18 protein-coding genes are annotated in these 23,714 nt (G+C 58.1%); 7 read left to right on the forward strand and 11 right to left on the reverse strand.

Translation table 11 applies throughout. The features are described 5' to 3' along the window. Window positions 1–5 precede the first annotated feature (5 nt). From carB to kefC, 5 genes are all read left to right on the forward strand, one after another. The gene (gene carB, locus ACUW6V_RS13195) at window positions 6–3,230 is read left to right on the forward strand and encodes a carbamoyl-phosphate synthase large subunit (protein WP_104658515.1); all 3,225 of its coding nucleotides are present in this window, start codon (window positions 6–8) and stop codon (window positions 3,228–3,230) included. A gap of 159 nt (window positions 3,231–3,389) precedes the next feature. Beyond that, window positions 3,390–4,253, forward strand: a complete 864-nt coding sequence (locus tag ACUW6V_RS13200) for a hypothetical protein (RefSeq protein ID WP_454038460.1) — start codon at window positions 3,390–3,392, stop codon at window positions 4,251–4,253. Between the two features lie 132 nt (window positions 4,254–4,385). After that, entirely contained in the window at window positions 4,386–4,619 is a 234-nt protein-coding gene (locus ACUW6V_RS13205) for a YgdI/YgdR family lipoprotein (RefSeq protein ID WP_007701022.1), read from the forward strand. A 213-nt stretch (window positions 4,620–4,832) separates the two neighbouring features. After that, the gene (gene kefF, locus ACUW6V_RS13210; protein ID WP_004386241.1) at window positions 4,833–5,363 is read left to right on the forward strand and encodes a glutathione-regulated potassium-efflux system oxidoreductase KefF; all 531 of its coding nucleotides are present in this window, start codon (window positions 4,833–4,835) and stop codon (window positions 5,361–5,363) included. Beyond that, complete coding sequence (kefC, locus tag ACUW6V_RS13215; RefSeq protein WP_454038461.1) at window positions 5,356–7,218, forward strand: glutathione-regulated potassium-efflux system protein KefC; 1,863 nt, start codon at window positions 5,356–5,358, stop codon at window positions 7,216–7,218. The genes kefF and kefC overlap by 8 nt, the downstream gene beginning before the upstream one ends. Before the next feature lie 51 nt (window positions 7,219–7,269). Here kefC and ACUW6V_RS13220 read toward each other — a convergent pair whose 3' ends face one another. Next, window positions 7,270–7,884 carry a LysE family transporter gene (locus ACUW6V_RS13220; protein WP_004386240.1) on the reverse strand — a complete coding sequence of 205 codons (615 nt, stop codon included), beginning with the start codon at window positions 7,882–7,884 and terminating at the stop codon, window positions 7,270–7,272. Between the two features lie 265 nt (window positions 7,885–8,149). Between ACUW6V_RS13220 and folA the strand changes: the two genes are divergently transcribed. Further along, window positions 8,150–8,629 carry a type 3 dihydrofolate reductase gene (gene folA, locus ACUW6V_RS13225; RefSeq protein WP_004386239.1) on the forward strand — a complete coding sequence of 160 codons (480 nt, stop codon included), beginning with the start codon at window positions 8,150–8,152 and terminating at the stop codon, window positions 8,627–8,629. A gap of 351 nt (window positions 8,630–8,980) precedes the next feature. On the opposite strand, the gene apaH is transcribed toward folA, so the two are convergent. Genes apaH through lptD form a run of 6 tightly spaced genes read right to left on the reverse strand, consistent with a single transcriptional unit; the run spans window position 8,981 to window position 15,733 of the window. Next, window positions 8,981–9,832 (reverse strand): bis(5'-nucleosyl)-tetraphosphatase (symmetrical) ApaH, encoded by an 852-nt coding sequence (gene apaH / locus ACUW6V_RS13230; protein ID WP_032988885.1) that lies wholly within the window; start codon window positions 9,830–9,832, stop codon window positions 8,981–8,983. 4 nt (window positions 9,833–9,836) lie between these two features. Next, complete coding sequence (gene apaG / locus ACUW6V_RS13235) at window positions 9,837–10,214, reverse strand: Co2+/Mg2+ efflux protein ApaG (protein WP_004385583.1); 378 nt, start codon at window positions 10,212–10,214, stop codon at window positions 9,837–9,839. A 2-nt stretch (window positions 10,215–10,216) separates the two neighbouring features. Beyond that, on the reverse strand, window positions 10,217–11,038 hold the full coding sequence (gene rsmA, locus ACUW6V_RS13240; protein ID WP_004385580.1) for a 16S rRNA (adenine(1518)-N(6)/adenine(1519)-N(6))-dimethyltransferase RsmA: 822 nt from the start codon (window positions 11,036–11,038) through the stop codon (window positions 10,217–10,219). Next, on the reverse strand, window positions 11,035–12,030 hold the full coding sequence (gene pdxA / locus ACUW6V_RS13245; protein WP_454038462.1) for a 4-hydroxythreonine-4-phosphate dehydrogenase PdxA: 996 nt from the start codon (window positions 12,028–12,030) through the stop codon (window positions 11,035–11,037). Before pdxA ends, rsmA begins: the two co-directional genes overlap by 4 nt. Beyond that, complete coding sequence (surA, locus tag ACUW6V_RS13250) at window positions 12,030–13,316, reverse strand: peptidylprolyl isomerase SurA (protein ID WP_004385577.1); 1,287 nt, start codon at window positions 13,314–13,316, stop codon at window positions 12,030–12,032. The genes pdxA and surA overlap by 1 nt, the downstream gene beginning before the upstream one ends. 53 nt (window positions 13,317–13,369) lie before the next feature. Then, window positions 13,370–15,733, reverse strand: coding sequence for an LPS assembly protein LptD (gene lptD, locus ACUW6V_RS13255; protein WP_454038463.1), 2,364 nt, complete (start codon window positions 15,731–15,733; stop codon window positions 13,370–13,372). A gap of 183 nt (window positions 15,734–15,916) precedes the next feature. On the opposite strand from lptD, the gene djlA reads away from it, so the two are divergent. Next, entirely contained in the window at window positions 15,917–16,729 is an 813-nt protein-coding gene (gene djlA, locus ACUW6V_RS13260; protein ID WP_007864244.1) for a co-chaperone DjlA, read from the forward strand. Window positions 16,730–16,812: 83 nt separating this feature from the next. Here the strand turns inward: djlA and rluA are convergent, their stop codons facing one another. From rluA to araD, 4 genes are all read right to left on the reverse strand, one after another. Continuing rightward, on the reverse strand, window positions 16,813–17,469 hold the full coding sequence (gene rluA / locus ACUW6V_RS13265) for a bifunctional tRNA pseudouridine(32) synthase/23S rRNA pseudouridine(746) synthase RluA (RefSeq protein ID WP_454038464.1): 657 nt from the start codon (window positions 17,467–17,469) through the stop codon (window positions 16,813–16,815). Window positions 17,470–17,481: 12 nt separating this feature from the next. Continuing rightward, window positions 17,482–20,388 carry an RNA polymerase-associated protein RapA gene (rapA, locus tag ACUW6V_RS13270; RefSeq protein ID WP_454038465.1) on the reverse strand — a complete coding sequence of 969 codons (2,907 nt, stop codon included), beginning with the start codon at window positions 20,386–20,388 and terminating at the stop codon, window positions 17,482–17,484. A gap of 133 nt (window positions 20,389–20,521) precedes the next feature. Continuing rightward, entirely contained in the window at window positions 20,522–22,882 is a 2,361-nt protein-coding gene (gene polB / locus ACUW6V_RS13275; protein WP_454038466.1) for a DNA polymerase II, read from the reverse strand. A gap of 133 nt (window positions 22,883–23,015) precedes the next feature. Next, complete coding sequence (gene araD / locus ACUW6V_RS13280; protein WP_004386431.1) at window positions 23,016–23,711, reverse strand: L-ribulose-5-phosphate 4-epimerase; 696 nt, start codon at window positions 23,709–23,711, stop codon at window positions 23,016–23,018. Window positions 23,712–23,714 lie beyond the last annotated feature (3 nt).

Raw genomic sequence — 23,714 nt, forward strand, 5'->3', positions numbered from 1 at the left:
GAACAATGCCAAAACGTACAGATATTAAAAGCATCCTGATTCTTGGCGCAGGCCCGATTGTCATCGGCCAGGCGTGTGAATTCGACTACTCCGGTGCCCAGGCGTGTAAGGCGCTGCGCGAAGAGGGCTACCGCGTCATTCTGGTGAACTCCAACCCGGCGACCATCATGACCGACCCGGAGATGGCCGATGCGACCTACATTGAGCCGATCCACTGGGAAGTGGTGCGTAAAATCATCGAAAAAGAGCGTCCAGACGCGGTGCTGCCGACCATGGGCGGCCAGACGGCGCTCAACTGCGCACTGGAGCTGGAGCGTCAGGGCGTGCTGGAAGAGTTCGGCGTGACCATGATTGGCGCGACCGCCGATGCGATTGATAAAGCCGAAGACCGTCGCCGTTTTGACGTCGCGATGAAGAAAATCGGCCTCGACACCGCGCGCTCCGGCATCGCCCACAATATGGAAGAAGCTCTGGCGGTGGCGGCGGATGTGGGTTATCCGTGCATTATTCGCCCGTCGTTCACGATGGGCGGCACCGGCGGCGGCATCGCGTACAACCGCGAAGAGTTCGAAGAGATTTGCGCCCGCGGCCTGGATCTCTCGCCGACCAAAGAGCTGCTGATTGATGAATCGCTGATCGGCTGGAAAGAGTACGAGATGGAAGTGGTGCGTGATAAAAACGACAATTGCATCATCGTCTGCTCGATTGAAAACTTCGACGCCATGGGTATCCACACCGGCGACTCCATCACTGTGGCGCCAGCCCAGACGCTGACCGATAAAGAGTATCAAATCATGCGTAACGCCTCGATGGCGGTACTGCGTGAAATCGGCGTCGAAACCGGCGGCTCCAACGTGCAGTTTGCGGTGAACCCGAAAAACGGCCGTCTGATTGTGATTGAAATGAACCCGCGCGTGTCGCGCTCTTCGGCGCTGGCCTCTAAAGCGACCGGTTTCCCGATTGCCAAAGTGGCGGCGAAACTGGCGGTGGGTTACACCCTTGATGAGCTGATGAACGACATTACCGGCGGCCGTACCCCGGCGTCGTTCGAGCCGTCTATCGACTACGTTGTCACCAAAATCCCGCGCTTTAACTTCGAGAAATTCGCCGGTGCCAATGACCGTCTGACCACGCAGATGAAATCGGTGGGCGAAGTGATGGCGATTGGCCGCACCCAGCAGGAGTCGATGCAGAAAGCGCTGCGCGGCCTCGAAGTGGGCGCGACCGGTTTTGACCCGAAAGTGAGCCTTGATGACCCGGAAGCGCTGACGAAAATTCGACGCGAGCTGAAAGACGCGGGTGCCGAGCGTATCTGGTACATCGCCGACGCGTTCCGCGCTGGTCTGTCAGTTGACGGCGTGTTCAACCTGACCAATATCGACCGCTGGTTCCTGGTGCAGATTGAAGAGCTGGTGCGCCTCGAAGAACAGGTGGCCGAGCAGGGCATTAACGGTCTCAGCGCCGATTTCCTGCGTATGCTCAAGCGTAAAGGCTTCGCCGATGCGCGTCTTGCGAAACTCGCGGGCGTCAGCGAATCGGAAATCCGCAAGCTTCGCGAGCAGTACAACCTGCACCCGGTCTACAAACGTGTGGATACCTGCGCGGCGGAGTTCTCAACCGATACCGCCTACATGTACTCCACCTATGAAGAAGAGTGCGAAGCCAACCCGAACCAGGATCGCGAAAAAATCATGGTGCTGGGCGGCGGGCCGAACCGTATCGGCCAGGGCATTGAGTTTGACTACTGCTGCGTCCACGCCGCGCTCGCGCTGCGTGAAGACGGTTACGAAACCATTATGGTTAACTGTAACCCGGAAACGGTCTCCACCGACTACGACACCTCAGACCGTCTCTACTTCGAGCCGGTAACGCTGGAAGATGTGCTGGAAATCGTGCGTATCGAGAAACCGAAAGGCGTTATCGTGCAGTACGGCGGTCAGACCCCGCTGAAACTGGCGCGCGCGCTGGAAGCGGCAGGCGTGCCGGTTATCGGCACCAGCCCGGACGCGATTGACCGCGCGGAAGACCGCGAGCGCTTCCAGCAGGCAGTGGATCGCCTGAAGCTCAAGCAACCGGCGAACGCCACCGTGACGGCCATCGAACAGGCCGTTGAGAAGGCGAAAGAGATTGGTTACCCGCTGGTGGTGCGTCCGTCTTACGTACTGGGCGGTCGCGCGATGGAAATCGTCTACGACGAAGCCGACCTGCGTCGCTACTTCCAGACGGCGGTCAGCGTTTCCAACGACGCGCCGGTGCTGCTGGATCGCTTCCTGGATGACGCGGTGGAAGTGGATGTCGATGCTATCTGTGACGGCGAAATAGTACTGATTGGCGGCATCATGGAGCATATCGAACAGGCGGGCGTACACTCCGGCGACTCTGCGTGCTCTCTGCCGGCTTACACCTTAAGCCAGGAGATCCAGGACGTGATGCGTCAGCAGGTGCAGAAACTGGCCTTTGAACTCCAGGTGCGCGGCCTGATGAACGTGCAGTTCGCCGTGAAAGATAACGAAGTCTATCTGATTGAAGTGAACCCGCGCGCCGCGCGTACCGTGCCGTTCGTCTCCAAAGCCACCGGCGTGCCGCTGGCGAAAGTGGCGGCGCGCGTCATGGCGGGCAAGACGCTGAGCGAGCAGGGTGTGACCAAAGAGATCATCCCGCCGTACTACTCGGTGAAAGAAGTGGTGCTGCCGTTCAACAAATTCCCGGGCGTCGACCCGCTGCTGGGGCCGGAAATGCGCTCCACCGGCGAAGTCATGGGCGTGGGCCGCACCTTCGCGGAAGCGTTCGCCAAAGCGCAGCTCGGCAGCAACTCCACCATGAAGAAACAGGGCCGCGCGCTGCTCTCGGTGCGTGAAGGCGATAAAGAGCGCGTGGTGGATCTCGCCGCCAAACTGCTGAAATTCGGCTTCGAGCTGGACGCCACCCACGGCACCGCGATTGTGCTGGGCGAGGCGGGCATCAACCCGCGTCTGGTGAACAAGGTGCATGAAGGTCGTCCGCACATTCAGGATCGCATTAAGAATGGCGAATACACCTACATCATCAACACCACCGCAGGCCGCCAGGCGATTGAAGATTCCAAACTGATTCGCCGCAGCGCGCTGCAGTACAAAGTGCATTACGACACCACGCTGAACGGCGGCTTCGCCACCGCGATGGCGCTGAACGCTGACGCCACCGAGAAGGTGATTTCCGTTCAGGAGATGCACGCGCAAATCACGAAGTAAGACGCCGTGAACCACACAAAAGCCAGCGTAAGCTGGCTTTTTTCATATGCGCCCCCCTAAATTTGATAGCCAATTAGTTTTTCACTCCTGCACGGCCATCCGTTACCCTTCAGGCTGTCTCGTTTGCCGACTTCCCGGTTTACGTTTAAGGAGAAACACGTGTTAAAAAAAGTCCTGCTTCTGGGTACCTGTCTGGCATTAACCGCCTGCTTTGGCGGTGGTGACAGCAAAGAGTTCCTGATTGATAACCCGACCGGGAAACCGCTCGCGATTTCGGTAGACGATCAAAAAATCACGCTTGCGGCAGAGCAATCACAAACGATTAAACTGGACGCGGGCCAGCATACGCTGACGCTTGAGAATGGCGACAAGGTGAAATTCAGCGTCTTTAGCGCGATGCCTCGCTCGGGCGTGAGCGGTCTTATCAACCCGACCCGTACCCGTTACATCTACGTGATCCAAAAATATCTGGCGGAAGGCGTAACGCCGTCCAGTGAAAACGGCGATGTTCACACCCTGACCATTGACGGGCAGACCGTGACCGGCCCGTTCGAAGATATGGGCAGCGGGCTGTTTATCGATAATTTTACGAAAGAGTGGGAGCTGAACCCGACAGAGCCTTTCCCGGAGTCGATGTCATCGACGTCTGCGGATAACTACAAAACGAAACTTTTCCGTCTCGAAGAGTTTAAGGATTATTACAGCAATCAGTTTTCGCCATCCGTGGAATACACTGAAAACATGCGTATCACAGAGTCGCGTTATCAGCCGCCTGAAATCACCGCGCAGTTTACTTCGCCTGAACTTCAGCAAAACCTGAATGAAGCCACCAAAATTTATAATGACTTTATTCATGCCGAATCGGCAGGTGACCAGAAAGATCTGCTTAAAGCGTTCGACAAACAGAACCGTGAGAAATGGCGTAACCCTAAAGCAGGCGGTGAAGAATTGACCCGTTATTATGAAGTCATGACCAACCTGAATCACACCATGATGAGCTCCATTCTGGAGCTGAAGCAGTAATATCTGACCGCCGGGCATCGGCATTCAGGATGCCCGGCCTCAGAACCGTCTGTATTTCCATCTGTTATCAGTAAGTTAATCTAAAATAATAAAGTAAGTCATTAAAACACACTGAAAGCAGGGGAGAACACCATGCGATCGAAACTACTGATTACGTCCATTTTTGCCGCCGCTACGCTGTTTACCGTGGCGGGCTGTTCATCCAACCAGGCCGTTAAGACGACCGACGGTAAAACCGTGGTCACCGACGGTAAGCCGGAAGTCGACAGCGATACCGGGCTGGTCTCTTATAAAAACGCCCAGACCGGCCAGACCGAGCAGATCAATCGCGACCAGGTAAAATCCATGAGCGAGCTGGATAACTAATTACGGCGTTTTTTATTCTCACGCCTGAAAAAACGGATGCTGATGCATCCGTTTTTGTTTTTACCGCAAGACGCGTTATGCCGACTGGTAAATCGCAGCAAACCCTTTCTGCTTCATCCCCGCCTAATACCCCTGCGGATTGCCCCTGTAAGCGCGCCCGTTAACTGGCTACACTCATTGCATTCCCACGGTGGGCAGGACACAGGCAAGGTTATGATTTTAATTATTTATGCGCACCCCTATCCGCATCACTCCCACGCCAACCGGCGAATGCTGGAGCATGTGCAGGGGCTGGACGATATCGAGGTGCGCTCGCTTTATCAGCTTTATCCCGATTTCAACATCAACGTGCCCGCCGAGCAGGAGGCGCTGGCGCGTGCCGATCTCATCGTCTGGCAGCATCCGATGCAATGGTACAGCGTGCCGCCGCTGTTCAAACTCTGGATAGACAAAGTGTTGTCGCACGGCTGGGCCTATGGCAAAGGCGGAACGGCGCTCAGGGGCAAAAGCGTGCTATGGGCCGTGACGACCGGCGGCGATAAACACCATTTTGATCTTGGCGACCATCCGGGCTTCGATGTGCTCGCGCAGCCGTTACAGGCCACCGCGCTCTATTGCGGCCTGAACTGGCTAACACCCTATGCGATGCACCGCACCTTTGTCTGCGACGACGAAACGCTCGAAGGCAAAGCGCGGGAATACCTGAAACGCTTAACCGACTGGCAGGAGCGCCATCATGGATAGTCATACGTTGATACAGGCGCTGATCTACCTCGGGTCAGCCGCGCTGATTGTGCCTGTCGCGGTGCGTCTTGGGCTTGGCTCAGTGCTGGGATATCTGATTGCCGGCGGGCTGATTGGCCCGTGGGGATTACGACTGGTGACGGACGCGCAGGCGATTTTGCATTTCGCGGAAATCGGCGTGGTGCTGATGCTGTTTGTCATCGGGCTGGAGCTCGATCCGCAGCGCCTGTGGAAACTGCGCGCCTCGGTCTTTGGCGGCGGCGCGTTGCAGATGGGCGCGTGCGGCCTGCTGCTCGGCGGCTTTTGCGTGGTGCTCGGGCTGCGCTGGCAGGTGGCGCTGCTGATTGGCCTGACGCTCGCGCTCTCTTCAACGGCCATCGCCATGCAGGCGATGAACGAACGTAACCTGACGGCGTCACAAATGGGACGCAGCGCCTTTGCCGTGCTGCTGTTCCAGGATATCGCCGCGATCCCGCTGGTGGCGATGATCCCGCTGCTGGCCGCAACCGGCGAGGCGACAACCGCCAGCGCGTTTTTCCTTTCGGCGCTGAAAGTGGTGGGCGCGCTGGCGCTGGTGGTGTTGCTCGGGCGTTTTGTCGCGCGACCGGCGCTGCGTTTTGTGGCGCGCTCCGGGCTTCGCGAGGTGTTCAGCGCCGTAGCGCTGTTTCTGGTGTTCGGCTTCGGGCTGCTGCTGGAAGAAGCCGGGCTGTCGATGGCGATGGGCGCGTTTCTCGCGGGCGTGTTGCTGGCAAGCTCAGAATACCGCCACGCGCTGGAGAGCGATATCGAGCCGTTCAAAGGGCTGCTGCTGGGGTTATTTTTTATCGGCGTCGGGATGTCGATTGATTTCGGCACGCTGGTGGCGCATCCGCTGCGCGTGCTTACGCTCCTGTTCGGCTTTCTGATTATCAAAATCGTCACGCTGTGGCTTGTCGCGAAACCGCTGAAGGTGCCGGGGCGTCAGGGGCGCTGGTTTGCCGTGCTGTTAGGGCAGGGGAGTGAGTTCGCGTTCGTGATTTTCGGCGCGGCGCGCAGTGCCGAGGTGCTGGATGCCGAATGGGCGAAGGCGCTGACGCTCGCGGTGGCGCTCTCTATGGCCGCGACGCCGCTGCTGCTGGTGCTGTTAACCCGCCTTGAGAAATCGGGGCAGCAGCAGGCGCGTGAAGCTGATGAGATTGATGAAGAGCAGCCGCGGGTGATTATCGCGGGCTTCGGGCGATTTGGTCAGATAGCCGGCCGTTTGCTGCTCTCCAGCGGCGTGAAGATGGTGGTTCTCGATCACGATCCGGACCATATCGAAACGCTGCGCAAATTTGGCATGAAAGTGTTTTATGGCGACGCCACCCGCGTCGACCTGCTGGAATCGGCGGGCGTGGCGAAAGCCGAAGTGCTGATTAACGCCATTGACGATCCGCAGGCGAATTTACAGCTGACGGAGCTGGTGCAGACGCACTTTCCGCAGGTGCGGATTATCGCCCGCGCCCGCGATGTCGATCATTACATTCGCCTGCGTCAGGCGGGTGTCGCGCAGCCGGAGCGTGAAACGTTCGAAGGCGCGCTGCGGGTAGGGCGCATGGCGCTGGAGGAGCTGGGCATCGGCAGTTACGAAGCGCGCGAGCGCGCCGATCTGTTTCGCTGTTATAACCAGCAAATGGTGGATGAAATGGCCGAAGGCGATAACGACACGTCGGCGCGCGCCGCCACCTTCAGGCGCACCAGCGCGATGCTGACGGAGATCATTAGCGAAGACCGCGCGCACTTGTCGCTGATCCAGCGTCACGGCTGGCAGGGGACACAGGAAGGCAAACACACCGGCAATGAGGCCGACGAGCCGGAAGTGAAACCGCAGCCATAAAAAAACGCCCCTGTCGGGGCGTTTTCTTTTGCGCGAAGGCAGAGCGCGGCGTTAGCTCAGCGCCACTTTAATGCCGAGCGCCAACAGCATGCCGCCCAGCAGTTTGTCGATCACCTTCTGCGCTTTGGTCAGGCCGCGGCGCACCGGCTGGCTCTGAATCAACAGGACAAGCAGCGGCCACCAGACAAGCGTCAGCGCGACGATAATGCCCGCATACCAGAGTTTTTCCATCAGGCCGGAGTTTACGTTCAGCACCTGAGTGAACATCGCCAGAAAAAACAGCGTGGCTTTGGGGTTCAGCAGATTGCAGAGGTAGCCCTGAATAAACGCTTTTTTAAGCGAAGTGCTCTCCTGCGCCACGCCATCAAGCGCCAGACTGGTGGTGCCGCGCGCCAGCAGCGCATTCACGCCAAGCCAGACGAGATACGCCGCGCCGACATATTTCAGCGCGCCGAAAAGCCAGGGCGTGGTGGTGATGACTACTGCGATGCCCGCCACGCAGTAGGTCATATGCGTCACAACGCCTGCGATGACGCCTGCGGCCGTCATCATCGCGGCGCTGCGCGGATAGCGCGCGGCGTTTTTGATAACCAGAAAGAAATCGGGGCCCGGCGACAGCATGCCCAGCGCCGCAATAGTGGCAACAAAAAGGGTGGTTTCCAGCATGGTCAATCCTCACTTCAGCAAGCGCGCACTATAAAGCATTCAGTACATTTTGACATCTGGCGCTTTCTGGCGACACAGCGGCTTTACGCGGGTGTAAAGTCGAAACGCGTTTGGTTTCATAGGCATACATCTGCGGCGAAAAACGCTGCATCGTGCCCTGCACAGCAGAACAAAAAAAATTCTCTGCCTGGTTCCGGTCGCCAGTCGACTAAAGATTGCGCTTTCCGTATAGTGGCGGCAATTTTTTACACCTGGGAAATTATCAATGATCAGTCTGATTGCGGCTTTAGCGGTGGATCGCGTGATTGGTATGGAAAACGCCATGCCGTGGGACCTCCCTGCCGATCTCGCCTGGTTTAAACGTAACACGCTTAACAAACCGGTTATCATGGGGCGTCTGACCTGGGAATCGATCGGTCGCCCGCTGCCGGGCCGTAAAAATATTGTGCTCAGCAGCCGTCCGGGCGACGATGACCGCGTGGTGTGGGTGCGCTCCGTTGAGGAAGCGCTACAGGCCTGCGGCGATGCCGAAGAAGTGATGGTGATTGGCGGCGGTCGCGTTTACGAGCAGTTTCTGCCGCGCGCGCAGCGTCTTTATCTCACCCATATCGATGCGGAAGTGGAAGGCGATACCCATTTCCCGGATTACGAGCCGGACGAGTGGCAGTCGGTGTTTAGCGAATTCCATGACGCCGATGAGAAGAACTCACACAGCTATTGTTTCGAGATTCTGGAGCGCCGTTAAGCCGCGTCTGGGTTGACGGTTGTGTTGAAAAAGCGGATGCGCATGGCGCGTCCGCTTTTTTTATGGGGCTGCGGGTGCGGTTTACGGCGGGTGCGCGTGGCTTACCCGCCCTACGGGGAGCGGGGCATGGTTTGTAGGGTGGATAAGCGTAGCGCATCCACCTTTTGTTTTACGGCGGGTGCGCGTGGCTTACCCGCCCTACGGGGAGCGGGGCATGGTTTGTAGGATGGATAAGCGTAGCGCATCCACCTTTTGTTTATGGCGGGTGCGCGTGGCTTACCCGCCCTGGGGAAGTGGTGCATGGTTTGTAGGGTGGATAAGCGCAGCGCATCCACCTTTTGCAAAAAACGATCAGGATGCGATCGCGGCTTTGTCGTCGTCGATGTCGGCCTGACGATTGGAATGCTGCGTGAACACCGCTTTATCTTCCCAGCGCAAACAGGTCAGGGTACCGCCCCAGCAGCAGCCGGTATCGAGCGCGTAGATATTCTCCGGCGTGCCTTTTCCTTCCAGCGACGCCCAGTGTCCAAAGACGATCGCGTACTCCTGCGCCACCGGCCCAGGAATGGCGAACCACGGTTTCAGCGGCGCGGGCGCGCTTTCCGGGCTCTCTTTGCAATACATATCGAGCTGGCCGTTCGGGAAGCAATAACGCATGCGCGTAAAGGCGTTGGAAATAAAGCGCAGGCGCGCAAGGCCCGTCAGCTCCGGCGACCAGTTGTTAGGCATATCGCCGTACATGGCGTCGAGGAATAGCGGATAGCTGTCGCTCGCCAGCACCGCCTCGACATCGCGCGCACACGCCTGAGCGGTAGCGAGATCCCACTGTGGCGTAATACCCGCGTGGGCCATCACCAGCTTTTTCTCTTCGTCCACCTGCAACAGCGGCTGGCGGCGCAGCCAGTTGATAAGCTCGTCGGCGTCCGGCGCTTCCAGCAGCGGCGTCACGCGATCTTTCGGTTTATTACGGCTGATGCCCGCGAAAACCGCCAGCAGATGCAGATCGTGGTTGCCCAGCACCATGCGAACGGAATCGCCGAGTGAACGGACATAGCGCAGCACTTCAAGCGAGCCGGGGCCGCGGGCCACCAGATCGCCGGTCAGCCAGAGCGTATCCTGGCCTGGTGTAAATTCGACCTGCTGTAACAGCGCGACAAGTTCATCGTAGCAACCATGAACGTCGCCAATCAGATAAGTAGACATGGTATTAATGGATCAGTGTGGGAACGGCGAGGCGGAAAACCGGGATATCAAGGTGAAAACCGTTGCCCTGATCGTCCACCATTTCGTAGTGGCCCTGCATTGTGCCGAACGGCGTTTCAATGACCGCGCCGCTGGTGTACTGGTATTCGCCGCCGGGCTGGATATGGGGCTGAACCCCTACCACGCCTTCACCCTGGACTTCGGTCTCTTTACCGTTGCCGTTGGTGATAAGCCAGTAGCGGCCCAGCAGCTGAACAGGCGTTCGCCCCAGATTGCGGACGGTGACGGTATAGGCAAAGACGAAACGCTCATCCTCCGGTGAAGACTGGGCTTCGATATAAACGCTTTGTACCTGTACGCAAACGCGGGGTGAATCAGCCATGTTTAGCTCTCCTTCGAGGGCGGATTATCAGCTAAATAATTCGCCATCTGGCAATACTGCGCAACAGAAATATTCTCGGCGCGCATAGCCGGGTCGATGCCGAGCGACGTCAGAACCTCAGGGCTGAACACATTGCCAAGGCTGTTGCGAATCGTTTTACGGCGCTGGTTAAACGCTTCGGTGGTGAGACGGCTTAACAGACGCAGCTCTTTCACCGGATGCGGCGGCGTGGCGTGCGGCACAAGGCGCACCACGGCGGAATCCACTTTAGGCGGCGGCGTAAAGGCGGTCGGCGGTACTTCAAGCACAGGAATAACCTGGCAGAAGTATTGCGCCATCACGCTTAAGCGACCGTACGCCTTGCTGTTCGGCCCGGCAACCAGACGGTTGACCACCTCTTTTTGCAGCATGAAGTGCATGTCGGCAATCGCATCAGTATAGCTAAAGAGGTGGAACATCAGTGGGGTCGAGATATTGTACGGCAGGTTACCGAACACGCGCAGCGGCTGGCCCATCTTCTGCGACAGTTCGCCGAAATCCATGGTCATGGCGTCCTGCTGATAAATGGTCAGTTTCGGGCCAAGGAACGGATGCGTTTGCAGGCGCGCTGCCAGATCGCGGTCAAGCTCAATAACGGTAAGCTGGTCAAGGCGTTCGCCCACCGGCTCGGTTAATGCGGCAAGGCCCGGGCCGATTTCTACCATCGCCTGGCCTTTTTGTGGGTTAATTGCAGAGACGATGCTGTCTATAACGAATTGATCGTTAAGAAAGTTTTGCCCGAAGCGTTTGCGGGCTAAATGGCCCTGATGGACTCGATTATTCATTGATTCTTACTGTTCACAATCATGCTGATGGCGAGATTAAGCGCCGTAATAAAACTGCCGACGCTGGCGTTTCCGGAACCTGCCAGCTCCAGCGCGGTGCCGTGATCGACCGACATGCGGATAAAGGGCAGGCCGAGCGTAATGTTCACCGCGCGGCCAAATCCCTGGTATTTTAGCACGGGCAGGCCCTGATCGTGGTACATCGCCAGCACCGCATCGGCGTTTTCGAGGTATTTGGGCTGAAAAAGGGTATCAGCGGGCAGCGGGCCGGTGAGACGCATCCCTTTCGCGCGCATCGCTTCCAGCACAGGGATAATCGTATCGATCTCCTCGGTGCCCATATGACCGCTTTCGCCCGCGTGCGGGTTCAGACCGCAGACCAGCACGTGCGGGTTCGCGATACCAAATTTGCTTTGCAGGTCGTGATGCAGCGTCGTGAGGATATGGCGCAGGAGATCCGGCGTAATGGCATCCGCCACCGCTTTCAGCGGCAGATGTGTCGTGACCAGGGCGACGCGCAGCGCTTCGGTGGCGAGCATCATCACGACTTTTTCGCTATGACTGCGCGCTTCAAAGAACTCGGTATGGCCGGTAAACGGAATGCCCGCGTCGTTGATAATCCCTTTGTGCACCGGGCCTGTGACCAGCGCGTCGAATTCGCCGCTCAGGCAGCCATCGCAGGCGCGCGCCAGGGTTTCCACCACGTAACTGCCGTTCGCCGCATCGAGCGTACCGGGAAGGACAGGCGCTTTTAGCGTAACGGGCAGGAGCGTGAGCGTGCCTGCCGCCTGGGGAGCGGCGGGTTTATCAGACGAGAAGGGCAATAGCGTGAGCGGTAAACCGAGCTGCGCCGCCCGCGCGGTAAGGAGCGACGGGTCGGCGCAGACGACCAGTTGCGCAGGCCAGCTATTCTGGGCCAGCGCGACAACCAGGTCGGGGCCAATCCCGGCGGGTTCGCCGGGTGTAATGACCACGCGAGGGGTTTTTACCATCAGTTGCTCAGAATTTTCACGTAGGCGCTGGCGCGTTGTTCCTGCATCCAGGTCGCAGCTTCTTCGGAGAATTTGCGGTTAAACAGCATGCGGTAGGCGCGATCTTTCTGGGCCGCGTCGGTGCGGTCAGACTTGCGGGTATCCAGCAGTTCGATCAGATGCCAGCCGAAAGACGAGTGTACCGGCGTGCTCATCTGGCCTTTGCTGAGGCTCATCAGCGCATCGCGGAAAGCCGGATCGTAAACGTCCGCTGCCGCCCAGCCGAGATCCCCGCCCTGGTTAGCAGAGCCCGGATCCTGAGAGAATTCACGCGCGGCCTGAGCAAAGGTGGTTTTACCACTCTTGATATCAGCGGCGATCTCTTCAAGTTTCTGACGCGCCTGCTGATCGGTCATGATCGGCGACGGCTTGAGCAGAATGTGACGCGCATGGACTTCAGTGACCGACACGGTCTGAGACTGGCCACGCAGATCGTTCACTTTAATGATATGGAAGCCGACGCCTGAGCGGATCGGGCCAATCACGTCGCCTTTCTTCGCCGTGCTCAGCGCCTGGGCGAATACCGATGGCAGCTCCTGAATACGGCCCCAGCCCATCTGGCCGCCTTTCAGCGCCTGCTGATCTGCGGAATAGGTAATCGCAAGCTTACCGAAATCGCCGCCGTTACGCGCCTGATCGATAATCGAACGCGCCTGCGCTTCGGCTTCGCTCACCTGATCGGCGGTCGGGTTTTCCGGCAGCGGGATCAGAATGTGGCTCAGGTTCAGTTCGGTGCTGGCGTCGTTCTGGTTGCCGACCTGCTCGGCCAGGGTTTCCACTTCCTGCGGCAGGATAGTAACGCGACGACGCACTTCGTTATTACGCACTTCAGAGATGATCATCTCTTTGCGGATCTGGGCGCGATAGGTGTTGTAGTTCAGGCCGTCATAGGCCAGACGGCTACGCATCTGATCGAGCGTCATGTTGTTTTGTTTGGCGATATTAGCGATAGCCTGGTCAAGCTGTTCATCGCTGATTTTCACGCCCATTTTCTGGCCCATCTGCAACATAATCTGATCCATGATCAGACGTTCCAGAATCTGATGACGCAGCGTGCTGTCATCCGGGAGCTGCTGGCCTGCCTGGTTGGCGTTAAGCTTTACCGACTGCATGAGGCCATCAACGTCACTTTCCAGTACCACGCCGTTGTTCACGACGGCTGCAACTTTATCGACAACCTGCGGAGCAGCGAAGCTGGTATTCACCACCAGGGTGATACCGAGAAGCAGCGTTTTCCAGTTCTTCATACCTTTTCCATTTCGTTTAACCGCAAAGCGGAGGATGTTTCAAAATCTGAGCATTACATGGAGCGCTGATACGGCAGAATATTCGAGCGCAGCATCTGCTGAGTGCCGAGACCGTAGTTGGAGCTCAGGCCGCGCAGCTCAATGTTGAAGCCAATGACTTCATCGTATTTGCTCTTATCAATATCCCAGCCGTTGAGTTTCCGCTCATAACCGACGCGGATGGCATAACAGCAGGAGTTGTACTGCACGCCGAGCATCTGATCGGCCGCTTCGTTGGTATTGGTGTCGTAGTAATACGCGCCCACGACCGACCAGCGATCCACAACCGGCCAGCTCGCCGTCATGCCCACCTGATTAATACCGTCTTTATACTGTTCTGATCGCGCAAAAGTCGGCAGCGTCGCCTGGATATACTCCGGGCTTGCGTAACGGTAGTTCAGCTGCACCACGCGATCTTCATCACGACGGTACTCGATGACGCCATTGCCGGTGGCAACGTTAGCAAGGCGCGCGTCATACTGCACGCCGCCGCGCAGGCCCCAGCGATCGCTGATGCGCCAGTAAGTATCACCTGCCCAGACCATCGAGCCCGTATCTTTATTCTTCTCCCAGTTGATGTTGTCATCGCCGGTACGGGACTGGGTGAAGTAGTAGATTTGACCTACAGAAACGTTAAAACGTTCAACCGCGGCGTCATCATAAATACGTGACGTCACGCCCGTTGTGACCTGATTTGCAGACGCGATACGGTCAAGGCCGCCGTAAGTACGGTCACGGAACAGGCCGGAGTAGTCGGACTGCAGCAGTGAGGAGTCGTAGTTGTTGATCGTGCTCTGATCGCGGTACGGCACATAGAGATACTGCGCGCGCGGCTCCAGGGTCTGGGTAAAACCATCGCCGAAAAGATTGGCGTCACGCTCGAAGACCACTTTACCGTCGAGCTTAAACTGCGGCAGAACGCGGTTAACGGAATCTTCCAGATTGTTAGCCGCTTCGTTATTGCCGCCAAGATAGTTCCGGTAACGTTCGAGATTGTCCTGCTGATAGTGTGTTGCCAGCAGTTTTGCCTCGGCATTCAGGCTGCCCCAGTCGTTAGACATCGGCAGATTGATGGTCGGCTCAAGGTGCAGACGCGTCGCTTCCGGGTAGTTCTCGTTCACGTTAGTGAAATGGACGGCCTGAGCGTAAAGATGCGTATCGAACGGCCCGACGTCGTTCTGGTAGAAATTGACGTCAAGCTGCGGCTCGGCACGATAGGAGCTCCCTCGGCTGGCATCGAACACCTGGAACTGGCGTGCGGAAACCGTCGCGTCGAAGTCCTGGACCGCATAACCCACGCTGAAGAACTGCGTCGCGTAGCCGTCGGTACTCGAGCCGTATTTCGAGTTGAAATCGTTAAAGTAATCGGTGTCGCTAACCTTGGTGTAGTTAACGTTAAAGCGCCACACCTGATCCATTACACCAACGTGCTGCCAGTAGTACAGCCAGCGGTGCTTAGAATCCATCTCCGGATGCTCATCCTGATAGACGTTATCCGACGGCAGATAGTCGAATTCCATCAGGCCCGCGCCTGCGTGCGTCAGATAGCGGAATTCATTCTGCCACTGCACGTTACCGCGCTTATGCATGTAGTGCGGGGTAATGGTGGCATCGAAGTTCGGTGCGATATTCCAGTAATACGGTAAGGAGAACTCGAAGTAGTTGTTCTTACTGTATTGCGCGTTCGGGATAAGGAAGCCGGAACGACGTTTATCGCCAACCGGCAGCTGCAAATAGGGGCTGTAGAACACCGGCACCGGGCCGAGTTTAAAACGGGCGTTCCAGATTTCAGCGACCTGCTCTTCGCGGTCGTGGATAACTTCACTACCGACCACGCTCCAGGTATCGGAACCCGGCAGACAGGAAGTAAATGAACCGTTTTCCAGAATCGTATAGCGGTTTTCGCCGCGCTGTTTCATCAGATCCGCTTTACCGCGGCCCTGACGCCCTACCATCTGGTAATCGCCTTCCCAGACGTTGGTATCTTTAGTATTTAAATTTGCCCACGCTTTAGGACCTTTCAGGATGACCTGATTGTCGTCATAGTGCACATTACCCAGGGCATCGACCGTGCGCACAGGCGTTGGCTGGCCTTCCACCTGCTTTTGATGAAGCTGTACTTCATCGGCCTGCAGGCGACCATTACCTTGCTGAATATCGACATTACCAGTAAATACCGCGTTGTCCGGGTAGTTACCTTTCGCGTGATCGGCGTTAATGGTCACCGGCAACTGGTTAGGGTCGCCCTGTACCAGAGGACGATTATAGGTGGGTATGCCAAGCTTACATTGAGAAGCAAGATCGGCAGCCATGCCTTGTTGGCTGTAAAGGGCTGCGCCAATCATGGTGGCCAGCAAGGTGGGAATACGTTTTTTCATACGAGTTATTCGTGGTTCCATCATCAATGGCTTCGCGTCGGCAAACGGTCAGAGACTAACTTACTCATCACTACAGCGCCAGTGTTATCCTGTCTGCTTTTCTGCCTGCCGGTTAGGCACCGCTTTGAATGGCAGGTATGATAAAGGAATTTCTGGCTGACGGCATGACCATTTGGGGAGTATATGCAGTATTGGGGAAAACTGGTTGGAGGGCTCACCGGGCTGCTGGTCGGCGGTGGAGTCTGGGGCGTCATCTTAGGCCTCGTAATAGGCCATATGATAGACAAAGCGCGCAGCCGTCGTACCGTCTGGTTCACCAGCCAGCAGGAACGTCAGTCGCTCTTCTTCGCCACTACGTTTGAGGTGATGGGACACCTGACCAAATCGAAAGGTCGTGTCACGGAAGCCGATATTCAGGTGGCGACGCAGTTTATGGATCGCATGAACCTGCACGGCGCGTCGCGAGACGCGGCCCGCAACGCGTTTCGCGTGGGCAAGGAAAATGGCTATCCGTTGCGCGATAAAATGCGCCAGCTTCGCAGCGTCTGCTTTGGCCGCTTTGATCTGATTCGGATGTTTCTGGAAATTCAGATCCAGACCGCGTTTGCGGACGGCTCGCTGCACCCGAAAGAGCGCGACGTGCTGTATGTGATTGGCGAAGAGCTGGGGATTTCCCGCATGCAGTTCGATCAGTTCCTGCGCATGATGCAGGGCGGCGCGCAGTTTGGCTCCGGTCAGCAATCCTGGCACAACGGCGATGCGCAGCAGGCACCGCGCGGGCCGACGCTGGAAGACGCCTGCAACGTGCTGGGTGTCAAAACGACCGATGACGCCACGACCATCAAACGCGCGTACCGCAAGCTGATGAGCGAGCATCATCCTGACAAACTGGTCGCCAAAGGGCTGCCGCCGCAGATGATGCAAATGGCGCAGCAGAAGGCGCAGGAAATTCAGAAAGCCTACGACATGATCAAGTCGGCGAAAGGGTTTCGTTAAGCAAAGCCTGAGCCAAACAAAAAGAGACGCATCTGCGTCTCTTTTCATTTATGGGTGACTACGTATGGGTTACCGGGAGCGGCTCAGAAATCCGCTGGTGCCCGGAACGTCATCGGCGTGCCGTAGGCCGGATGCGTAATCGTCAGCTGCTCGGCGTGCAGCAGCAGACGCGGCGCGCGGGCAAACGCCTCGGGTGTCGCGTAAAACTTATCGCCCAGAATCGGGTGGCCAAGCGCCATCATATGCACGCGCAACTGATGCGAACGCCCGGTAATCGGCCTGAGCAGCACGCGGGCGGTGTTATCGTTCGCGTACTCCAGCACCTCATACTCGGTTTGCGCCGCCTTGCCCGTTTCATAGCAGACCTTCTGCTTTGGCCGGTTCGGCCAGTCGCAAATCAGCGGTAAATCCACCACCCCCTGCGCGTTTTCCGGGTGCCCCCAGACGCGCGCCACATAGTGCTTCTTCGGCTCGCGTTCGCGGAACTGCCGCTTAAGCTCGCGCTCCGCGGCTTTGGTGAGCGCCACCGCAATCACCCCGCTGGTGGCCATATCCAGCCGGTGCACCGACTCTGCCTTCGGGAAATCACGCTGAATGCGGGTCATCACGCTGTCTTTGTGCTCCTCAAGCCGTCCTGGCACGGAGAGCAGACCGCTGGGTTTGTTGACCACCATAATATGCTCATCCTGATAAAGAATGAGCAGCCACGGGTCTTGCGGCGGGTTATAGGCATCCAGCATGTTTCGCTCCGGTTACTGATGAGTCACTACGATAAGACGCAGCGCATCCAGTCGCCAGCTCGCCTGGTTAAGATTCTCCAGCACCTGCTGACGGTTATGCTCAATCGCCGCCAGTTCGTCGTCGCGAATGTTCGGGTTCACGGCGCGCAGCGCTTCGAGACGCGACAGCTCGGCGGAGAGTTTGTCATCGGCTTCCTGACGCGCCGCGTCGATAAGCTCGCGCGCCGCTTTCTCCACCTGCGCTTCGCCGCCCTGCAGAATCGCATGCACTTCCTGCTGCACCGCGTTCACCAGCTTGCTGCCGGTATGGCGGTTCACGGCGCTGAGCTGGCGGTTGAAGCTTTCAAATTCCACCTGGCCTGCCAGGTTATTGCCATTTTTATCAAGCAGCATGCGGACCGGCGTCGGCGGCAGGAAGCGGTTAAGCTGCAACTGCTTCGGCGCTTTGGCTTCGACTACGTAAATCAGTTCCAGCAGCAGCGTGCCGACCGGTAACGCTTTGTTTTTCAGCAGCGAAATGGTGCAGCTGCCGGTATCGCCGGAGAGGATCAGATCCAGACCGTTGCGGATAAGCGGGTGCTCCCAGGTGATGAACTGCGCGTCTTCGCGCGAGAGCGCCACGTCGCGGTTAAACGTAATGGTGCAGCCATCTTCCGGCAGGCCGGGGAAATCCGGCACCAGCATGTGATCGGAGGGCGTCAGCACAATCATATGTTCGCCGCGATCGTCCTGATTAATGCCGACGATGTCGAACAGGTTCATGGCGAAATTCACCAGTCCCGTATCGTCATCCTGTTCAGCGATGGCATCAGCCAGCTGCTGGGCTTTTTCGCCGCCGTTGGAGTGGATCTCCAGCAGGCGGTCGCGGCCCTGCTCAAGCTGCGCTTTCAGCTCATCGTGCTGTTTGCGGCACGCCTGAATCAACGCGTCAAAGCCTTCGGTGTTCTCCGGGGCGGCCAGATAACCAATCAATTGCTCACAGACGCTGTCATAAATGGCGCGTCCGGTAGGGCAGGTGTGTTCGAACGCGTCCAGGCCTTCGTGATACCAGCGCACCAGCACGGATTGCGCGGTTTTCTCAAGGTACGGCACATGGATCTGGATATCATGCGCCTGGCCGATACGGTCCAGACGGCCGATACGCTGTTCCAGCAGATCGGGGTTGAACGGCAGATCGAACATCACCAGCTGGCTGGCGAACTGGAAGTTGCGGCCCTCGGAGCCGATTTCCGAGCACAGCAGCACCTGCGCGCCGGTATCTTCTTCAGCAAACCAGGCCGCCGCGCGGTCGCGCTCGATAATCGACATGCCTTCATGGAACACGGCGGCGCGGATGCCTTCTCGCTCGCGCAGCACCTGCTCCAGTTGCAGGGCGGTGGCGGCTTTGGCGCAAATCACCAGCACTTTCTGCGAGCGGTGGCTGGTCAGATAGCCCATCAGCCACTCCACGCGCGGGTCAAAGTTCCACCATGTGCCGCTGTCGCCTTCAAATTCCTGATAAATCTGCTCCGGGTAGAGCATATCGCGCGCGCGCTCTTCGGCAGATTTACGCGCGCCCATGATGCCGGAGACTTTAATCGCGGTCTGGTACTGCGTCGGCAGCGGCAGCTTAATGGTGTGCAGTTCGCGCTGCGGGAAGCCTTTCACGCCGTTGCGGGTATTACGGAACAGTACGCGGCTGGTGCCGTGGCGATCCATCAGCATGGAGACCAGCTCCTGGCGCGCGCTTTCAGCGCCGTCGCGGTCGCTGTTCGCGGTTTGCAGGAGCGGCTCAATATCCTGTTCGCCAATCAGTTCGCTTAAGGTGTTGAGCTGTTCATCGCTCAGATGCGTGCCCGCCAGCAGCAGCGCCACGGCGTCCGCCACCGGGCGATAGTTCTGCTGTTCTTCGACAAACTGCGCGAAATCGTGGAAACGGTTTGGGTCCAGCAGGCGCAGACGCGCGAAGTGGCTCTCCATACCGAGCTGTTCCGGCGTCGCGGTCAGCAGCAGTACGCCTGGCACGCGTTCGGCCAGCTGTTCAATCGCCTGATATTCACGGCTCGGGGCGTCTTCGCTCCAGACCAGGTGATGAGCTTCATCCACCACCAGCAGATCCCACTCGGCATCGCACAGATGCTCAAGGCGCTGCTTGTTGCGGCGCACGAAATCCAGCGAGCAGATAACCAGTTGTTCGGTGTCGAACGGGTTGTCGGATTCATGCTGGGCTTCGGCGTAACGTTCGTCATCAAACAGCGAGAAGCGCAGGTTGAAGCGGCGCAGCATCTCCACCAGCCACTGGTGTTGCAACGTTTCCGGCACGACAATCAGCACGCGCTCGGCTGCGCCTGCAAGCAGCTGCTGATGAATGATCATCCCGGCCTCGATGGTTTTGCCGAGACCCACTTCATCGGCCAGCAGCACGCGCGGCGCGTGGCGGCGGCCCACGTCATTGGCGATATTGAGCTGGTGCGGGATAAGGTTCGTGCGCTGGCCGCGCAGGCCGCTCCACGGCATCCGGTACTGTTCGCTCTGGTATTTGCGGGCGCGATAGCGCAGGGCAAAGCGGTCCATTCGGTCAATCTGACCGGCGAACAGGCGGTCCTGCGGTTTGCTGAACACCAGTTTGCTGTCGAGGAACACTTCACGCAGCGCGACATTTTCCTCAAGCGTATCCAGACGGGTGCCGATATAAATAAGTAAGCCGTTTTCTTCCTTTACTTCATCCACTTTCAACTGCCAGCCTTCGTGGCTGGTCACGGTATCGCCCGGGTTGAACATTACGCGGGTGACCGGGGAGTCATTTCGGGCATACAGACGATTTTCACCGGTAGCCGGGAAAAGCAGAGTCACCATGCGGGCGTCGATAGCCACCACGGTGCCCAGTCCCAGTTCGCTTTCCGTATCGCTGATCCAGCGTTGACCAAGTGTAAAAGGCATATATATCGGCTCTATTCTCTTATCAGATTTGCAGGCAATAGTATGACTCCCGCCTGCGTACAGGCGGGGGGTCGCAATCAGGATGATGTGAAAAGGGCGCTATGGTACTGGATGGCAGGACGTTCGTCACGTGTCAAAAAAGCCCCATCTGCCCTGTCATGAGTGTAGCAAAGTCATCCTCCATAAAAGGCAGGATGCCGTCCGCGACGGGCTGTAACTGCTTCGTTAAATAGTGATCGTAGTCGGGCGCGCCCTGCTGATAATCCACCGGTTCCGGGCCGTTCATTGTCCAGACATATTTAATCGTGCCGCGGTTCTGGTACTGCGCCGGACGCCCGAGGCGCGCGTTATGCTCATCGGCAAGCCGTGCGGCGCGCACGTGCGGCGGCACGTTGCGCTGGTATTCGCTGAGCGGGCGGCGCAGGCGTTTGCGGTAGACCAGTTGATCGTCCAGTTCGCCCGCCATCAGCCGCGCGATAGTGTCGCGAATGTAGTCCTGGTACGGCTCGCGGCGAAAAATACGCAGGTAGAGATTTTGCTGGAACTGCTGCGCGAGCGGCGTCCAGTCGGTGCGCACCGTTTCCAGCCCTTTAAAAACCATGCGCTGGCTGTCCCCTTCCTGAATCAGCCCGGCGTAGCGTTTTTTGCTGCCCATCTCCGCGCCACGAATGGTCGGCATCAGAAAACGGCTGAAGTGAGTTTCGTACTCCAGCTCCAGCGCACTCTCAAGGCCCATACTCTCTTTAAGGTGACGCTGCCACCAGGCGTTAACGTGTGCAATCAGCCGCTGGCCTATCTCTGCGGCCTCGTCTTCTCTATGCGCCCGTTTAAGCCAGACGAACGTGGAGTCGGTATCGCCGTAAATCACCGTATAGCCCTGCGCTTCGATCAGCGCTTTGGTCTGACGCATGATCTCGTGGCCGCGCATGGTGATCGAGGAGGCGAGGCGCGGATCGTAGAACCGGCACGCGCTGGTGCCGAGCACGCCGTAAAACGCGTTCATGATGATTTTCAGCGCCTGAGAGAGCGGCTTGTTGCCGAGGCGTTTAGCCTCTTCGCGCCCCTGCCAGATCTGCGTGACGATCTCCGGCAGGCAGTGCGTCTCGCGCGAAAACCAGGCGCCGATAAAGCCTTCCACGCTTGCCGCGGGTTCCGGCGCGCCCAGCCCTTCCACCAGCCCCACCGGATCAATTAAAAAGGTGCGGATGATCGACGGATAAAGGCTTTTGTAATCCAGCACCAGCACCGAGTCATACAAGCCGGGCTGTGAATCCATCACATAGCCGCCGGGACTGGCCTGCGGCGGCACCGCGCCGAGATTGGGCGCGACAAAACCCGCGCGGTGCATGCGTGGAAAATAGAGGTGGCTGAATGCCGCGACCGAGCCGCCGTGGCGGTCCACCGGCAGGCCGTTCACCGTGGCGCGTTCCAGCAGAAACGGCATGATCTCCGTTTTATGGAAGATGCGCGTTACCAGCTCGCAGTCTTTCAGGTTGTAGGTGGCGAGCGCGGGTTTATCCTCCGCGAAGCGCCGGTCGATCTCATCCATGCGCTGCCACGGGTTGTCGATGGCTTTGCCTTCGCCGAGCAGCTCCTGAGACACCGCCTCCAGCGAAAACGATGAAAAATTCCAGAAGGCGGATTTTAGCGCTTCAATGCCGTCGATGATTAACCGCCCCGCGGCCTGCGCGAAAAAAACGCCATTTTTAAAGCCGTGCTCGCGCCACTCCAGCTCGCTGTTACCGCGCCCAAGCCGTAAGGGCACGCCGTAGCGCTCAGCATGTTTTTGCAGCATCCGCAGATCGAACTGGATAACGTTCCAGCCGACCAGCACGTCCGGGTCATGCCTTGCAAACCAGGCGTTGAGTTTTTCAATCAGTTGCGGGCGGCTTGCGACATATTCCAGCTCGAAATCAAGGCCGCGGGAATTGCCGTTTTCCGGCCCGAGCATGTAGACCACGCGCGAGCCGCAGCCTTCAAGACCAATGCAGTAAAGCTCGCCGTGGCGGTTGGTTTCGATATCCAGCGACACCCATTCGAGCGGCGGGCGATAGTGCGGGCTCGGCTTCAGGCGTGCGTTAATCAGCCGCTCGCCCTGACGCTCGCCGCTGACCCACACGGGTGCCGTGATAAACCGCTCCATCAGAAAGCGCTCCGGCGGGCGAATATCCGCCTCATAGACCGTGACGCCGTTTTCGCGCAGCAGCTTTTCAAGCCGCATCAGCTGGCGGTGCGAGCGGCAATAAAGGCCGCACACAGGCTGACGCTGAAAATCTTTCAGTGAAAGTGCCGCGAAGCGCGCGTCGTTCTCCTGCGCAAGCAGGCTTTCGGCGCGCGCGCGTTCGGCTTCGGGAATAAACGCGACGGACTCCTGCGGCGGCAGGCAGACGCGCAGCGGCCCGGCATCTGTCGCAAGCCAGAATTCGATCTCCGTTCCCTGCGGTGTATCCCGCCAGTGACGGCTTAAAATAAACCCCTGATACGCTTCAGACACGCGGCGTACTCACATAAAAAACCAGGCGTGATTATAGCCTGGTTGCGTCTGTTTTGCTGGGGTTTTATACAGGTACGCGGTGGTATTACAGGTTGACCGCAAGCCCGGTAAGCGTCGCGCCACCGGGCGCGGTTTACTGCCCGTAATACGCTTTCGCGCCGTGTTTGCGCAGATAGTGTTTATCCAGCAGCGTCTGCTGCATTGGCGGCAGTTCCGGGGCGAGCTGGCGGCAGAAGATCCCCATATAGGCGATCTCTTCCAGCACGATCGCGTTATGTACCGCGTCGACCGCATCTTTACCCCAGGCGAACGGGCCGTGGGAATGCACCAGCACGCCGGGCATCTGAGCCGGATCGATATCGCGCTGGCGGAAGGTTTCGGCGATCACTACGCCGGTTTCCCACTCATACGCGCCGTTGATCTCGTCATCCGTCATTTTACGGGTGCAGGGGATCTCCCCGTAAAAGTAATCGGCATGCGTGGTGCCGGTCGCCGGGATCGGCAGCCCCGCCTGCGCCCAGATCGTCGCGTGGCGCGAATGGGTATGCACAATGCCGCCGATCGTCGGGAACTGCTGATAGAGCAGGCGATGGGTGGGCGTATCGGACGATGGCTTTTTCGTGCCTTCGACGACTTCGCCGGTCTCGATGCTGACCACCACCATATCTTCTGCGGTCATCACGCTGTAATCGACGCCCGAGGGCTTGATAACAAACAGGCCGCGCTCGCGGTCAACGGCGCTCACGTTGCCCCACGTGAGCGTCACCAGATTATGCTTTGGCAGCGCCAGATTGGCTTCCAGCACCTGACGCTTGAGTTCTTCTAACATACC

Source organism: Cronobacter sp. 153480017-3 (genome assembly GCF_053627815.1).

Bases quoted from the DNA above. Each gene is read 5' to 3' on its own strand.
- carB (WP_104658515.1), top strand. From the start codon at position 6: ATGCCAAAACGTACAGATATTAAAAGCATCCTGATTCTTGGCGCAGGC.
- ACUW6V_RS13205 (WP_007701022.1), top strand. From the start codon at position 4,386: ATGCGATCGAAACTACTGATTACGTCCATTTTTGCCGCCGCTACGCTG.
- kefF (WP_004386241.1), top strand. From the start codon at position 4,833: ATGATTTTAATTATTTATGCGCACCCCTATCCGCATCACTCCCACGCC.
- kefC (WP_454038461.1), top strand. From the start codon at position 5,356: ATGGATAGTCATACGTTGATACAGGCGCTGATCTACCTCGGGTCAGCC.
- ACUW6V_RS13220 (WP_004386240.1), bottom strand. From the start codon at position 7,884: ATGCTGGAAACCACCCTTTTTGTTGCCACTATTGCGGCGCTGGGCATG.
- folA (WP_004386239.1), top strand. From the start codon at position 8,150: ATGATCAGTCTGATTGCGGCTTTAGCGGTGGATCGCGTGATTGGTATG.
- apaH (WP_032988885.1), bottom strand. From the start codon at position 9,832: ATGTCTACTTATCTGATTGGCGACGTTCATGGTTGCTACGATGAACTT.
- apaG (WP_004385583.1), bottom strand. From the start codon at position 10,214: ATGGCTGATTCACCCCGCGTTTGCGTACAGGTACAAAGCGTTTATATC.
- rsmA (WP_004385580.1), bottom strand. From the start codon at position 11,038: ATGAATAATCGAGTCCATCAGGGCCATTTAGCCCGCAAACGCTTCGGG.
- pdxA (WP_454038462.1), bottom strand. From the start codon at position 12,030: ATGGTAAAAACCCCTCGCGTGGTCATTACACCCGGCGAACCCGCCGGG.
- surA (WP_004385577.1), bottom strand. From the start codon at position 13,316: ATGAAGAACTGGAAAACGCTGCTTCTCGGTATCACCCTGGTGGTGAAT.
- lptD (WP_454038463.1), bottom strand. From the start codon at position 15,733: ATGAAAAAACGTATTCCCACCTTGCTGGCCACCATGATTGGCGCAGCC.
- djlA (WP_007864244.1), top strand. From the start codon at position 15,917: ATGCAGTATTGGGGAAAACTGGTTGGAGGGCTCACCGGGCTGCTGGTC.
- rluA (WP_454038464.1), bottom strand. From the start codon at position 17,469: ATGCTGGATGCCTATAACCCGCCGCAAGACCCGTGGCTGCTCATTCTT.
- rapA (WP_454038465.1), bottom strand. From the start codon at position 20,388: ATGCCTTTTACACTTGGTCAACGCTGGATCAGCGATACGGAAAGCGAA.
- araD (WP_004386431.1), bottom strand. From the start codon at position 23,711: ATGTTAGAAGAACTCAAGCGTCAGGTGCTGGAAGCCAATCTGGCGCTG.